Here is a 13,412-nt window from a genome sequence, read left to right on the forward strand (position 1 = left end):
GGATCGGCGGGGCGCGGCGGTGACGCATCGTTGCTTCCTTTCGTTGGCCGGCCGTCGGGTGCGGCCGGTCGCCACCACCGGTCGACCGTCACCGGCCCCGGCCGCCCGTCCGTCACCGCACAACCCGGATCACGATGGCGGCAACAACGATCACCACCACGACCGTCGCCAGCACCTTCTGCTTGGCCGTGACGGGTAGGGGCTGCGGGGATGTGTCTGCGGGCAGTGCGGCTGGGCGCACCCGGTCACCGTCCGGCACCGGGGGTGCGCCATGCGGATCGGGGTAGGCGCGCACATCGGCGGGGTCAAGGTCATCGGCGGGACTCAGGTCATCGGCCATCACAGCGCCCGCAGTCCCGCTACCAGAGCCGCCAGGACGGCATCGTCGAGCTGCGGCGGACAGACCACGCGGGCCCGGCCGACAGCACGCCCGCCGGCCAGCAACCGCTCCAACGCCCCTTCGGACACCCGAGAGTTCGCCGCCCGGCGACAAGGATCGATCAAGGTAACCAACGCCACCCGGCGCTGTCGTTGCGGTAGCCGCACTACGGCTGTCGGCATGGCTGCACTCCCAATTGGTGGACGTGGAGGGGGCCGCCCCCGTTCGCACCCCTGGACGGGGGCGGCCCCGACAGCGCGACCGGCGGGGTTCGGGTCCCTCGGCCGACTCACGCCGTCCTATGGGGATCAGTTTGGTATGCCCTGCTGGACACTCAAACCGCGTAGAAATATGGTCGACAGACGTATAGAACGTCTAATGGAGGACTCGTGAACGATGCGCTTCGGCAGGCACTGAGCGAGACCGGCTACACGACCGAATCCCTGGCAGAGGAAGTAGGGGTCGACCCGAAGACAGTTGCCCGCTGGCTCGGTGAAGGGCGAATCCCGCACCCCCGCCACCGAGCGGCAGCGGCGGCCGCCCTCGGCCGGGACGTGGCGGACATATGGGCGGACACTTCGAGACGTCGTGATCCCGTCTGGTTCCGCCCGTGGCAGGAGATCGAGCGTGACGCCGTGTCGCTGCGGTCCTATGAGTCCGTCGTATTGCCGGGTTTGTTGCAGACCGAGGCGTACGCTCGCGCGGTGCTGTCCGGTGGCGGCCTGCGCGGAGATGCGGACGTCGACCGGCTGCTGGCTGCTCGACTCGCCCGCCAGGGCATCCTCACCAGCGATGATCCGCCTCAGCTCACCGCCGTGGTGGACGAGTCTGCGCTACGCCGACCGGTCGGCGGCCGGGAGACCATGCGGGAGCAGTTGCACGCCCTGACGGCGGCCTGCAAGGCTCCGCACGTCCGGGTGCACGTCGTGCCCTCCACGGTCGGCGCGTACGCCGGGCTGAACGGACCGTTCGTCATAGCGACCAGTGACGACCACCGGGTGGCCGGCTACCTGGACAATCAATTACAAGGGCAGGTGGTTAGCGACCCGGCCGACCTGGCGGCGATACTGGCAGCGTGGGAGAACGTGCGAGGCGAGGCGCTGTCCCACTGGCAATCAGTCGACCTCCTCACGGAAGTAGCAGAATCATGGACCTGACCGGCGCACGGTGGCGCAAGAGCACACGCAGTAGCGGCAACGGCGGCAACTGCGTCGAAGTCGCCGACAACCTCCCCGGCGTCGTGGGCCTCCGGGACTCGAAGGACCCGACCGGTCCGGCGTTGGTGTTCGGCCCGGCGGCATGGCAGGCGTTCGTCGCCCAGGTCGCCGGGCGCGGCTGACCTACCGACCCCGGAGAGCGCCCCGAACCCCTGCGGCTCGGGGCGCTCTGCTGCGAACAGCGGGGAAACCGTTCAGTAGTCGTCCGGGGACGACAGGGGTAGGACGAGCACAGTGTCGACGGTGATAGCGGGTATCGCAGGCTCCCTACCGGTCGCTGGGAGTCCGCGTCGTTCCCGCTTTCCGGCAAAGGACCGCCGGTAGTGCAGATTTAATCGGTAGGCGGTCGGCGGACGGGATGCCAGACTGGCCCGTCGTGGAGACCTTGGAACTGACCGCCCGAGGGCTGGTGCTGCGCCCGTGGTGCTCGCAGGATGCGCCCGCGGTGTTCGACGCCCTCCGGGAGCCTGAGATTGCTCGCTGGAACCCGCAGGGGGACATCCCCGACCTCGCTGCCGCCCGGGAGTGGATCCGGCGGCGGGCGGACCCGTCCACCGGTGTGTCGTACGCGGTGACCGACGGGACCGGACTGCTCGGTTCGGTGTCGCTGCGCCGGATGGGCGCCGACTATGCCACGATCGGCTACTGGACGGTGGCGGCGGCGCGGGGCCGGGGCGTGGCGACCCGCGCGGTGGCGCGGCTGGCGGAGTGGGGCTTCGCCGAGGACGGGTTGCACCGAATCGAGCTGTGTCATGCGGTGGCCAATGCCGCCTCCTGCCGGGTTGCCCAGCGTGCCGGGTTCACGCTGGAGGGCACGTTGCGGGAGTCGTACCGGTTCGGGGACGGCCACCGCCACGACGAGCACCTGCACGCCCGCCTCGCCACCGACCCGCGACCCGCCTGAGAGCGCCCGGACGCGCATCCGGCCGCCGCGGCGGCCGGATGCGCGTCCTCGTGCCGCGCGGGTCGTCAGCCGCGCTGGTGCTCGGGTGCCTGCAGGTGCAGGCGGCCCAGGAGCTGACGGGCCTGCTCGGCGTACTGCTGGTCGACGATGACCGCGTACTGGCCGGCGCGCAGGGAGCTGGCGGAGGTGAAGTCCCGCCGACCACCGGTCATCCCGTGCGCGACCGCGCCGAACACGGCGCCCCAGATGGCGCCGATCACCAGACCGGCGAGGACCACGGCGAACCAGTTGCCGGCCGTGAAGATGGCGAAGAGCAATCCGATGAACAGACCGAACCAGGCACCAGAACCGGCGCCGACCAGGGCCGCCCGCCCGGTCGTCATCCGGCCGAGGACCGTCTCGACCAGGGTGAGGTTCGTGCCGACGATAGCGGTGTGTTCCACCGGGAACCGGTTGTCGGCCAGGTAGTCGACGACGCGCTGCGCGGACGGATAGTCCGGGTACGACCCGATGGTCACGGTGGGCGGACCCATCCCCGGCGCGTTGCCGTCGCCGCTCGGTGGCGAGGGGTGACCCGCAGGGCCGGACGGAAGGGTGTCGCGGCCGGGCATCCCGGGGCGCCAGGCCGAGGTCGGACTCGACGGTGTGGTCATGAGCCTCCTCCTTCGTCAATCACACACGTTCCCGTTCGGCCCGGTCCCGTAACACAGGCGGCGTCGGGCGTTGCGAGACGCTGGGCGCCGGGGCCCGGTGCTGCCACCCGGATGTTGAGAAGGGGCGTTCCGCTACCCGCCGCGGGCCGGCTCGGCGCCGCCCGTCACCGACCGGGGAGAAGGATCTCGAACCACACCGTCGAGCCGCGGAGGGTCGGGTCGGTGCCCCACGCGTCGGTCAGCTCCTCGATCAGCCCGAGCCCTCGGCCCCGGCTGCTCAACGTGTCGGTCTGTGCCCGGGTGACGGTGCCCCGGGTGCCCGAGTCGGCGACGGACACGAGCAGCCGTTCCGCGCTGAGGTCGATCTCGATCCGGGCGGCGGTGCCGGCGTGCAGCAGCGCGTTGGTGGTCAGCTCGCTCGTGCAGAGCACCGCCGCACCGATGATCGACTCCGTCACCCGCCACTCGGTGAGCTGCGCCGTCAGCCAGTGACGTACGCGGCTCGGCGCGGTCGGTTCCGCCGGTACTTCCATGCACGCCGACCGGCTGGGCCGCAGCGCGTGCTCCACGGCCAGCACGGCGACGTCGTCCTCGGTAGCGCCGGGCACCGCGGCGGTCGCCACCGCGCAGAGTGCGCGTGGATCACCGCTGCCGGCCCCGGCCACCGCTGTGGCCAGCCTCGCCAGGCCAGCGCCCAGCCCCTGCCGGCGCCGCTCCACCACGCCGTCGCTGAACAGCAGCAGCGTTTCGCCGGGCGAGAACCGGACGGTGGTGGACGTCGGTCGGCTGCCCAGACCCAGCGGGGCGCCGGCGGTCAGGTCGGCGTACTCGGCGGATGGCTCTCCGCCGGGGCTCCGGCGGATCAGCGGCGCGGGATGGCCGGCGCTGGCGAGGGTGAGCCGATGCCGCTCGGCGTCGATCACCCCCAGGACCACGGTGACGAACAGTTCGTGCGTGTCACCTTCGGCTCCCAGACTGGTGACCAGCCCGTCGAGCCCGGCGAGCACGGCATCCGGACGTGGGTCGGCCAGGGCCAGGGCGCGCAGTGCCGCCCGCACCTGCCCCATCCGGGCAGCCGCCTGCACGTCATGCCCCGCGACATCGCCGAGGACGACGGCCAACTCGCCGGCGGGCAGCTGGAACGCGTCGTAGAAGTCCCCACCGGCGGCGTTCCCGTCCACCCCCGCGTCGTACCGGGCGGCGATCCGCAGCCGAGGCAGATCCGGCAAATGGGCTGGAAGCATGCTGCGCTGGAGAAGCTGGGCGGTGCCGTGCTGGGTCTCGAACCGGCGGGCCCGTTCGGCGGCCTGCCCGACCAGCTCCGCGACGGCGTGCAGCAACGCGTGTTCGGCGGCCGACCAGGCGTGGGCGGCCTGATGCCCGACGGTCAGGCCGCCGCGGACGACGCAGCCGCGCAGCGGTACCGCGGCCAGCGCCCGGATCTTCTGGTCGTGGCGGTCCACCGCCACCTCCCGCAGCGGCTCCCCGTCCTCGACGAAGCGCGATGCCCCGTTGCGGGCCGCCGCCACCACCGGCGTCGCCGAGTCCGCCGGGAAGCGCCGCCACAGCGGCGGTAGCCGTTCGTCGGCCTCGTCGATCAGCTCACCCCGGAGCCGGCGGACCATTCGCCACCCGCCGCCGCCCTCGTCGACAGCGAACGACACCCGGTCCGCGTCGACGGAGGCGAGCACGTGGCGCAGGGCGACCCGTGCCACGTCGTCCAGCGTGAGCGTGCCCGCGAGCGCCGCGGCGAGCTCGCTCAGGTTCTGCAACTGCCGGGTGACGTGGGTGGTCTCGGCGGCGACGGTGAGCACGCCGGCGATCCGGCCCTGGCTGTCTCGGACGGCCGAGCATCCCCGGGTGAACACGGCGTGCTCCACCGCGCCCGAGCGGCGGCGCAGCGGCAGGGTGGTCTCCTTCTCCAGGAACGGCTCACCCGTGCGGTAGGTGCGCTCGAGGGCGTCCCCGACACCAGGCATCCGCCAGATCTCCGGGAACACCTCGGCGGCCGGGCAGCCGATCGCGCCCGGATGCCGGTCACCGATGAGGTCGGCGTAGCCCTCGTTGTACAGCAGCAGGAACTCGTCACCCAGGGCGAGTGCCATCGGCACGGGCGAGGCGAGGACCAGGTCGACCGTCGCGCGGATCCCCGGGTCCCAGCCCGGCCACGGGCCCAGCGCGGTGCCCGCCCAGTCGTGGGCGCGGGCGGTGGCCGCCGCGCCCGATGGAGCGGATCCGCGTGAGACCGGCGCTGGCGGCATGGGCACCCGTCCAACCGTTCCTGGCATGCCCGCAGCCTAGCGGGACCGTCGACCGATTGACCTCGATCATGTCTCCAGCATGTTTCCCGCCACGTTGTTTAGCCTGATCAAGGCGGGTTTCGCGCGGCATGTCAAGAAAATGCAAAGGACCGGTACGGCGTGCTGTCCGAGTGACCGGGTATGCGCACCAGGCAGTCCATGCGACAGGAGGGACGTCATGCCGGAAATCCTCGCGGCCAGGCAGGTCGACATCGGCACCGCCGTGGCCGACATGTGGAGGTCGGTGCTGCTGTTCATACCGAGAGCCGTCGCTTTCATCGCGATTCTCGTGATCGGATGGTTCGTCGCCAGAGCCGTCCTGAAGGTTGTGGACACAGCGTTGGAACGGGTGAGTTTCGACCGGGCCGTGGAGCGGGGCGGCATCAAGCGGGCCTTGGAACGCACCAAGTACGACGCCAGCGACATTCTCGCGCGGCTCGCGTATTACGCGGTACTGCTGTTCACCCTGCAGTTCGCGTTCGGGGTCTGGGGGCCGAACGCGATCAGTGACCTGATCGCCGGTGTGGTGGCCTGGCTGCCACGGGCCTTCGTGGCGATCATCATCGTGGTCGTCGCCGCCGCCATCGCGAACGCGGTCCGCGACCTGGTGAGCGGTGCGCTCGGCGGTCTCGCGTACGGCCGGGTCCTGGCCGATCTGGTCGCCGTGTTCATCCTCGCGCTCGGTGTGATCGCGGCACTGAACCAGGTGGGTATCGCCACCACGGTGACCACTCCGGTGTTGATCGCGGTCCTCGCCACGGTCGCCGGAATCCTGATCGTCGGCGTCGGCGGTGGTCTGGTGCGCCCGATGCAGAGTCGGTGGGACGGCTGGCTGAACCGGATGGCCGAGGAGTCGCGGGCGGTGCAGGAACACCGTCGGGCGCAGGGCGCCGGTCGCGGTGACGTCGAGCGGCAGATGGCCGACCGGACGGGCGCCGAGCGTACCGGGGCGACGTCGCGGGAGGAGTCCCCGAGCATGGCCGGCGGGCCCGGCACGTACCAGTCGGAAAACGTGGGGGACGAGACCCAGCAGTTCCGCCGTTGAGCACGCCGGCACGCACGACGGAGGGTGCCCACGGGTATGGCGGGCACCCTCCGACGGCGGCGTGATCAGACCGGAGGCAGCGGCGCGGGCCGCGGGGCGCCCAGGGACCGTGCCAGCGCGGAGACCGCGAGCAGACGGGTGAGTGGCCAATCCGGCGTGGACCAGTCGACCGGACCGGACGGTGGCTGCCAGTCGTGCTCGAGCGCGGCGGCGCGGACCCCTTCGGCGTAGCCGGCCAGGGCGGCGACGGTCAACGGGCGGCGGTCGCCGTCGAGGCTCTCCCGGATCGCGGCGGCGTGCTGGTCGACCAGTGCGAGCAGCCCCGGCCGGGTGGTGGCCGCGGCCAGCCCGTCGGCGCCCAGGGCATCGGCCAGGGTGGCCAGCGTCGACCGGGCGGAGCCGACGGCGGAACGGGGGGTGGCCTGGTTGAACGGCACGCGCATGGGGAACGAGGCTAACCGGCCGGACCGCGGTCGACCTCGTCCACTCGGCGGGTACCGGATCCTCCACCGGGCCGAGCCTGGTCTGCGCCCGGCGTGCCCGGGGTGGACCGGGTCGGGGGAGGTCGGAAGGCCGGGTGGCTCCCGACCCGCCGACCAGGGTCACATCGTGTCGGACGACCAGGGTCACATCGTGTCGGGACCGGTCCGTCCGGTGGTCGAAGGGCGGTATGCGCGGTCCCGGTCGGTCGGCTCGCGACCCGCGCCGGCCGCCTGGCCGCCGCGGTCGACCGCCTCCGGCCCGTGCCCGAAAGCGGCCTCCTCACCGGCGTCGTTGCCGGTCACGTCGTCGGCCTGGCCGTCCAGCGTCGATCGGGCGACGGCCCGATCCAGCTCCCTGAGCGGAGTCCGGTCCTCGTCGCGCCACACTGCGTTGTCGTCGGTCATACCTCGTGCGGTACCCGACCCCACCCCCGTGAAACCCCACGCCACGGCGACGGCCGCCGGCGGAGCCGGCGGCCGTCCCAAAGCGGTGTCGGGGTCACGGCTGAGGGCGGTCGACCGTGCCCCGCCAGGCGCCGGTCTCCTGACCGCGTTCCTCGATGAACTGCTTGAACCGTTCCAGGTCGGCCTTCGCCCGCCGGTCCACCACGCCGAGCTTGTCGCCGGCCTGCTCGACCGCGCCATGTGGCTCGAACTCGAGCTGGAGAGTGACCCGGCTGGAATTCTCGTCCAGCCGGTGGAAGGTGACCACACCGGCGTGCTGGGTGCCGCCGGTCGAGCGCCAGGCGACCCGCTCGTCGGGGAGCTGCTCGGTGATCTCGGCGTCGAACTCGCGCCGTACCCCGGCGACCTCGACGGTCCAGTGGGTCAGCGTTTCGGAGAGCTGGCGGACCTCCTGCACTCCCGCCATGAAGTGCGGGAACTCCTCGAACTGGGTCCACTGGTCGTACGCGGTGCGCACCGGAACGGACACGTCCACGTGTTCCACGACGCCACCCATCAGTTGTCCTCCTCTCCGCCGGTGATCGGGTCTGGATCGTGGGGAGACCGGTCACCAGCGGATCGTCTCGTTCTTGTGGCCGAGGGCGGCCCAGACCTCCGAGATCGTCTGGTACCGGGTTTCCGCGGGCAGGCGCTCCAGCTCGGCGATGATGTCGGCCGGCGCGTCGTTGTTCCGCGCGTTGGCGACGAGGGCCTCGCGGTCGCCGGGCAGGGCCGACAGCGTGATGAACCGCCCGAGCCGGCTGCGCTCCTCGACGTCGTCGGAGCTCATCCCCTGTGGGTTGCCGCTGCGCAGCGCTCCGGCCGTCACGGTCTTGGGCTCCGGCTGGTCCTCGCCCGCCGGCTCCGGCTGCCGGGACTCCTCGACTCGCGAGCCGCCGGCCCCCGGCCCCTGAACGAGGCCGCTGACCTCCTGGTTCATCTGCTCGTCGACCCTCGGTCCGTGCTTGCTGCTGCCACGTTCCATGCCTTCTGCGCTACCCGATGGGGTTCCTGGTAAACCGGCACACGGTCACGTACGGCCTGGCGAGTCGGGTGGCAGTACCGCCTCCTTCGGGTCGCTCGCGCCGGCCTGCGATGCCGGGCCGCGCCGGCGCCCCCGTCGGTCGTGGTCCGCCCCCGGCGCCCGGTTTGCCGGCCGGTCACCGGGGAACGGTCGAGTGGAGACCACCGACGCGGAGGAGGACGAGATGCCCGGGCGCGAGGACATGCCCAGCACGCTGCGACGCTCCCCGGAGAAGGCACAGCGCACCTGGGAGAAGACGCACGACTCGGCGGTGCAGACGTACGGCGAGGGGGAGCGGTCGCACCGTACCGCGTTCGCAGCGGTCAAGCACGAGTTCGAGAAGGTGGGCGACCACTGGGAGCCGAAGGGCCGGAAGGGTCCGAGCGACCGGCAGGCCGCCGGCGGCGGCCCGCAGCGCCGGGCGGCCACCGCCGGGGGCGTGGACGCCAACGCCAGCAAGGACCACCTGATGGGGGTCGCGCGCGAGCTCGACGTCCAGGGCCGGTCAAAGATGACCAAGCCTGAGCTGGTCGAGGCGATCCAGAAGGCCAACACCCGCGCGACGGTGGCGGCCCGCTCCCGCCGAGGGTAGGCGCCGACCGGGGAGTTGTGGTGGGGGACCTGAAACGAGGTCGGAACCCCACCACAACCACATGCTCGACCGGAGCGGGCTACCAGTGGCCGCCGCCGGGTGCCTCGATGTGGACCACCTTGGTGGCGGTGAACTCGTCGAGGAGTTCCGGGCCGTAGCCGAAGCCCTTGCCGCTGCCGCGGCGGGGGTGCGCGGCACCGCCCGGCGCGCCGCCGAACACCGCGTTGACCTTGACCGTACCGACCGGAAGATCCCGCCAGGCCCGCTGGGCGCGGTTCATCGAGCCGGTCAGCACCGTCGCCGCCAGTCCGTACGGTGAATCCGCGGCGCACCGCAGCGCCTCGGAGAACGAGTCGACCACCACGACCGGGGCGACCGGGCCGAAGGTCTCCTCACGGACGAGGGTCATGTCGTGCCGGCAGTCCGTGACCACGGTCGCCGGGTAGAAGGCGCCCGGGCCGTCGGGGAGTGTACCGCCGGTACGGATCCGGGCACCCTCCGCGACCGCCGCGGTGACCTGCCCGTGCACGTGGTCCCGGTGCCGCCGGTCGACGAGCGGGCCGAGTTCGGTCGCCGGGTCGCCGCCCGGGCCGGTCGGCAACGCCCGCGCCCGCTCCACCAGGGAGTCGACGAAGTCCTCGGCCACGTCCCGGTGCACGTAGATCCGCTCCACCGCGACGCAGATCTGGCCGGCGTTGGCGAACGCGCCGACCGCAGCCTGCCCGGCCGCCCAGACCGGATCCACGTCGCCATCCACGACGAGTGGGTCGCTGCCGCCGTTCTCCAACAAAGCCTTCGCGCCGGTCCGGGCCGTCGCGGCGGCGATGGCCCGGCCGGTGGCGGTCGACCCGACGTGGGCGACCACGTCGACGTGCTGCGCGGCCAGCGCGGCGCCCACCTCGGACCCGCCGGTCAGCAGTGACAGCACCCCCGCCGGCAGTGCCTCATCGAGTGCCCTCGCCAGCAGCCAGCCGGTGGCCGGTGTCCGCTCGCTCGGCTTGTACAGCACCACGTTGCCGGTGACCAGGGCGGCGCCGAGCAGGCCGCAGGAGACGGCAACCGGGTCGTTCCACGGGGTGATCGCGGCGACCACGCCGCGGGGCTGGGGGAGCATGAAGTCCATCGCGTGGTGAGCGCCGTGCAGGGTCCGCCCGCCGCGTACCGGGGCGAGTTCCGCGTAGTGGCGCAGGGTGCCGATTCCCGCGTCGACGCCACCGCGCGCGTCTGCGACAGGCTTGCCCATCTCGGCGGTGGTGGCCCGGGCCAGCTCGTCGGCGACCGCGGCCACCGCGTCCGCCGCCCGGTGCAGCGCGGCGGCGCGCTCCGCCGGGGTGGTCGCCGCCCACTCCGCCGCAGCGCCGCGCGCCGCCTCCACCGCCTTGCCGACCTCGTCCGCCGTCGCCACCGGCACCGAGCTGACCGGAGCGCCGTCGGCCGGGTCGTGGACGACCAACTCGCCCCCCTCGCCGCCGGCACCCCATACTCCACCTATGAGCTGCGCAACCGTGTACATGCGGCGGTGGATGCCCCGGTCCGCACGGAGCAAACTCGTTTCGGCCGGTTCGACGCCGGGTAGCCGGGTCGGATGAGCCAGACCGGCGCGGGAAGCATGGACGCTGTCGTCGTCGGAGCCGGCCACAACGGTCTCGTCGCCGCCAACCTGCTGGCGGACGCGGGTTGGGACGTGCTGGTGCTGGAGGCGACCGAGGTGCCGGGCGGGGCGGTCCGCTCGGCACAGGTCACCGCCCCTGGTTACCTGAGTGACCTCTACAGCTCCTTCTACCCCCTCGGATATGCGTCCCCGGTCCTGCGTGGACTCCGTCTGAACCGGTACGGGCTGCGCTGGCGGCAGGCCCCGGACGTGCTGGCGCACCTGCTGCCGGACGGGCGGGCGGCGGTGCTCAACCGGGATCCGGAGGTCACGGCCGCCTCGCTGGAGGCGTTCGCGCCCGGCGACGGCGGGCGGTGGCTCGCCGCGTACGACGACTGGCGACAGGTTGCCGGAGCGGTGCTGGCTGCCATCACGACGCCCTTTCCACCGGTGCGTGGCAGCCTCGCGTTGCTGCGCCGGGTCCGGGTCGCCGGGTCGCTCCGGCTGGCCCGGCGGCTGGTGGTGCCGGTCCGCCGGCTCGGCGACGAACTCTTCGACGGCCCCGGCGGGCCGGCGCTGCTCGCCGGGTGCGCCCTGCACACCGACCTCTCCCCGGACGACGCCGGCTCCGGGATGTACGGGTGGCTGCTGGCGATGCTCGGCCAGCAGGTCGGCTGGCCGGTCCCGGACGGTGGTGCGCAGCGGATCACCGACGCGCTGGTGGCCCGGTTGGCCGACCGGGGCGGCCGGATCCTCTACGGCGCCCGGGTGGACCGGGTGTTGACCGCCCGGGGCCGGGCGGTGGGTGTCCGGACCGTGGGCGGGTCGCTGTGGCGGGCCCGCCGGGCGGTGCTCGCCGACGTTCCGGCGCCCGTGCTCTACCTGGATCTGGTCGGGGCCGCCGCGTTGCCGCCCCGGCTGGTCGAGGACCTAGCGCACTTCAGGTGGGACGGCTCGACGCTCAAGGTCGACTGGGCGCTCTCCGCTCCGGTGCCGTGGGCCAACCGGGCAGTGGCCACCGCCGGCACGGTCCACCTCGGGGCGGACCTCGACGGACTGACGACCTACGCGGCCGCGCTGGCGCGCGGTGAGGTTCCACGGGACCCGTTCCTGCTGGTCGGCCAGATGACCGTCGCCGACCCGGGTCACTCGCCGCCGGGCACCGAGTCGCTGTGGTCGTACACCCACCTGCCGTTCCGTCGACACTGGCGGGCCGAGGAGATCACCGCGCACGTCGAGCGGATGGAACAGGTGCTGGAGAATGCCGCCCCAGGTTTCCGCAGCCTCGTCGTGGGACGGCACGTCGCCGGCCCGGCCGAGCTGGAGGGGGCCGACCCGAGTCTCGTCGGCGGGGCGCTCGGCGGCGGCACGGCCGCGGCGTACCAGCAGCTGTTCCTCCGCCCGATTCCCGGCCTCGGTCGTGCCGACACGCCCGTGGACCGGCTCTACCTGGCCAGTTCGTCGGCGCACCCCGGCGCCGGTGTGCACGGTGCCCCCGGCGCCAACGCCGCGCGGGCCGCCCTTGCCCGTGACCGGTCGTTGAGCGGCAGCCTGTACGCGGCCACCATCGGCGCGGCCCACCGCGCGGTCTACCACTGACCGTCGGGACACCGGCACGCACCCGCCCGCCCCCGGCGGACCTGTCGGTGCCGGATGCGGCCGGGGTGGGCAGCGGCCGTCAGCGGGTGATGTTTCGGTGCTTGCTGCGCAGCCTGAACGGCATCAACGCGCTTTCGATCTTGGTCGCGGTGGTCATCTTCGAGGCGCCGTCCCGCCGCTCCTCGAACCGGATCGGCACCTCGAGGATCGTGTGCCCCAGCCTGGTGGCCAGGTAGTGCATCTCCACCTGGAAGCTGTAACCGTTGGACTGCACCCGGTCCAGGCCGATGTCGCGCAGCGCGTCCGCCCGCCAGATCTTGAAGCCGGCGGTGAGGTCTCTGATGCGTACCCGCAGCAGGGTGTGGACGTAGAGATTGGCCCAGCCGCTGAGCGCCCGGCGGTACATCGGCCAGTTCTCGTCCAACTCCCCACCGGGCACGTAACGGGAACCGATCACCACGCCCGCGTGGGTGGACAGCAGCGCGCCGAGCATGCCGGGCAGTGCCTCCGGGGGGTGCGACAGGTCCGCGTCCATCTGCGCGACGAACTCGGCACCGCTGGCGAGGGCGCGCCCCATGCCGTCGACGTACGCGCGCCCCAGACCCTCCTTACCGGCGCGGTGGACCACCACGATCCGGTCCGGGTGTTCGATGGCCAGCTTGTCCGCGACCTCGCCGGTGCCGTCCGGCGAGTTGTCGTCCGCCACGAGGATCTTGAGCCCCGGCAGCGGCAGCGCGAGGAGCCGCTCCACCAGCACCGGGAGGTTGCCCGCCTCGTTGTAGGTCGGCACCACCACGGTCAGGCGTGCGTCCCGCCAGGGTGACGGCAACTGCACGGGTTCAGTCATGTCGGACATCCTCGGTTCGCGGACAGGCTCCCTGAGAGGGTAGCCAGTCTCACCGTGCGTGTTGTCATTGCTCCCCTTTCCCGGTGGTTCCGCCGGCCGGCGGTGCGGCCCGTCGCCCGGCACCGTCCAGGCCGGCTCCGGACCACGCCCTTCCGTCAGCACCGTTCGTTGCGCGCGTGCCCTCGCCGCCATCCAGGCTGACGGATGATCTGGTTAACTTCTCGGGGACGGCGGGTAAGGCCACCGCGGGCCGACGTGTCGACACCGCCGCCCGGCGCGGCACGGGTGCCACCGCGAAGATGATGTTTACTCCCCGGGGCGCCGGGAACCCGCCG

General features: G+C 72.5%; 16 protein-coding genes. 6 read left to right on the forward strand and 10 right to left on the reverse strand.

Annotated elements, in window-relative coordinates:
• Positions 1 to 112 precede the first annotated feature (112 nt).
• The gene (locus QTQ03_RS01715) at positions 113 to 340 is read right to left on the reverse strand and encodes a hypothetical protein (RefSeq protein WP_289276394.1); all 228 of its coding nucleotides are present in this window, start codon (positions 338 to 340) and stop codon (positions 113 to 115) included.
• Positions 340 to 561, reverse strand: a complete 222-nt coding sequence (locus tag QTQ03_RS01720) for a hypothetical protein (protein ID WP_289276395.1) — start codon at positions 559 to 561, stop codon at positions 340 to 342. Before QTQ03_RS01720 ends, QTQ03_RS01715 begins: the two co-directional genes overlap by 1 nt.
• A 207-nt stretch (positions 562 to 768) precedes the next feature.
• Between QTQ03_RS01720 and QTQ03_RS01725 the strand changes: the two genes are divergently transcribed.
• The 3 genes from QTQ03_RS01725 (at position 769) to QTQ03_RS01735 (ending at position 2,500) form a co-directional block, all read left to right on the forward strand.
• Positions 769 to 1,536, forward strand: a complete 768-nt coding sequence (locus QTQ03_RS01725; RefSeq protein ID WP_289276396.1) for a DUF5753 domain-containing protein — start codon at positions 769 to 771, stop codon at positions 1,534 to 1,536.
• Positions 1,527 to 1,718, forward strand: coding sequence for a DUF397 domain-containing protein (locus QTQ03_RS01730; protein ID WP_289276397.1), 192 nt, complete (start codon positions 1,527 to 1,529; stop codon positions 1,716 to 1,718). Before QTQ03_RS01725 ends, QTQ03_RS01730 begins: the two co-directional genes overlap by 10 nt.
• A 236-nt stretch (positions 1,719 to 1,954) precedes the next feature.
• Positions 1,955 to 2,500 (forward strand): GNAT family N-acetyltransferase, encoded by a 546-nt coding sequence (locus tag QTQ03_RS01735; RefSeq protein WP_502889678.1) that lies wholly within the window; start codon positions 1,955 to 1,957, stop codon positions 2,498 to 2,500.
• 65 nt (positions 2,501 to 2,565) lie between these two features.
• Here QTQ03_RS01735 and QTQ03_RS01740 read toward each other — a convergent pair whose 3' ends face one another.
• Positions 2,566 to 3,033: a general stress protein gene (locus tag QTQ03_RS01740; protein ID WP_289280628.1), complete on the reverse strand. Its 468-nt coding sequence runs from the start codon at positions 3,031 to 3,033 to the stop codon at positions 2,566 to 2,568.
• Positions 3,034 to 3,317: 284 nt separating this feature from the next.
• Positions 3,318 to 5,441 (reverse strand): ATP-binding SpoIIE family protein phosphatase, encoded by a 2,124-nt coding sequence (locus QTQ03_RS01745; RefSeq protein WP_289276399.1) that lies wholly within the window; start codon positions 5,439 to 5,441, stop codon positions 3,318 to 3,320.
• A 190-nt stretch (positions 5,442 to 5,631) separates the two neighbouring features.
• Here QTQ03_RS01745 and QTQ03_RS01750 point away from each other — a divergent pair, with 190 nt between their 5' ends.
• Positions 5,632 to 6,498 carry a mechanosensitive ion channel family protein gene (locus tag QTQ03_RS01750; protein WP_289276400.1) on the forward strand — a complete coding sequence of 289 codons (867 nt, stop codon included), beginning with the start codon at positions 5,632 to 5,634 and terminating at the stop codon, positions 6,496 to 6,498.
• Between the two features lie 65 nt (positions 6,499 to 6,563).
• On the opposite strand, the gene QTQ03_RS01755 is transcribed toward QTQ03_RS01750, so the two are convergent.
• The 4 genes from QTQ03_RS01755 to QTQ03_RS01770 form a co-directional block, all read right to left on the reverse strand.
• Positions 6,564 to 6,941 (reverse strand): DUF6401 family natural product biosynthesis protein, encoded by a 378-nt coding sequence (locus QTQ03_RS01755; RefSeq protein ID WP_289276401.1) that lies wholly within the window; start codon positions 6,939 to 6,941, stop codon positions 6,564 to 6,566.
• A gap of 183 nt (positions 6,942 to 7,124) precedes the next feature.
• A complete protein-coding gene (locus QTQ03_RS01760) occupies positions 7,125 to 7,385 on the reverse strand; it encodes a hypothetical protein (protein ID WP_289276402.1) in 261 nt (86 codons plus the stop codon).
• Between the two features lie 94 nt (positions 7,386 to 7,479).
• The gene (locus QTQ03_RS01765; RefSeq protein ID WP_289276403.1) at positions 7,480 to 7,941 is read right to left on the reverse strand and encodes an SRPBCC family protein; all 462 of its coding nucleotides are present in this window, start codon (positions 7,939 to 7,941) and stop codon (positions 7,480 to 7,482) included.
• A 51-nt stretch (positions 7,942 to 7,992) separates the two neighbouring features.
• Entirely contained in the window at positions 7,993 to 8,409 is a 417-nt protein-coding gene (locus QTQ03_RS01770; RefSeq protein ID WP_289276404.1) for a DUF2795 domain-containing protein, read from the reverse strand.
• A gap of 223 nt (positions 8,410 to 8,632) precedes the next feature.
• Between QTQ03_RS01770 and QTQ03_RS01775 the strand changes: the two genes are divergently transcribed.
• On the forward strand, positions 8,633 to 9,040 hold the full coding sequence (locus QTQ03_RS01775; protein ID WP_289280629.1) for a ChaB family protein: 408 nt from the start codon (positions 8,633 to 8,635) through the stop codon (positions 9,038 to 9,040).
• A gap of 79 nt (positions 9,041 to 9,119) precedes the next feature.
• Here the strand turns inward: QTQ03_RS01775 and QTQ03_RS01780 are convergent, their stop codons facing one another.
• Entirely contained in the window at positions 9,120 to 10,553 is a 1,434-nt protein-coding gene (locus QTQ03_RS01780; protein ID WP_289276405.1) for an aldehyde dehydrogenase family protein, read from the reverse strand.
• Positions 10,554 to 10,625: 72 nt separating this feature from the next.
• On the opposite strand from QTQ03_RS01780, the gene QTQ03_RS01785 reads away from it, so the two are divergent.
• Positions 10,626 to 12,230, forward strand: a complete 1,605-nt coding sequence (locus QTQ03_RS01785) for a phytoene desaturase family protein (RefSeq protein WP_289276406.1) — start codon at positions 10,626 to 10,628, stop codon at positions 12,228 to 12,230.
• Between the two features lie 79 nt (positions 12,231 to 12,309).
• Here QTQ03_RS01785 and QTQ03_RS01790 read toward each other — a convergent pair whose 3' ends face one another.
• Positions 12,310 to 13,077 (reverse strand): polyprenol monophosphomannose synthase, encoded by a 768-nt coding sequence (locus QTQ03_RS01790; protein WP_289276407.1) that lies wholly within the window; start codon positions 13,075 to 13,077, stop codon positions 12,310 to 12,312.
• Positions 13,078 to 13,412 lie beyond the last annotated feature (335 nt).

The sequence above is a fragment of the Micromonospora sp. WMMA1363 genome (assembly GCF_030345795.1).
Taxonomy (GTDB): domain Bacteria; phylum Actinomycetota; class Actinomycetes; order Mycobacteriales; family Micromonosporaceae; genus Micromonospora.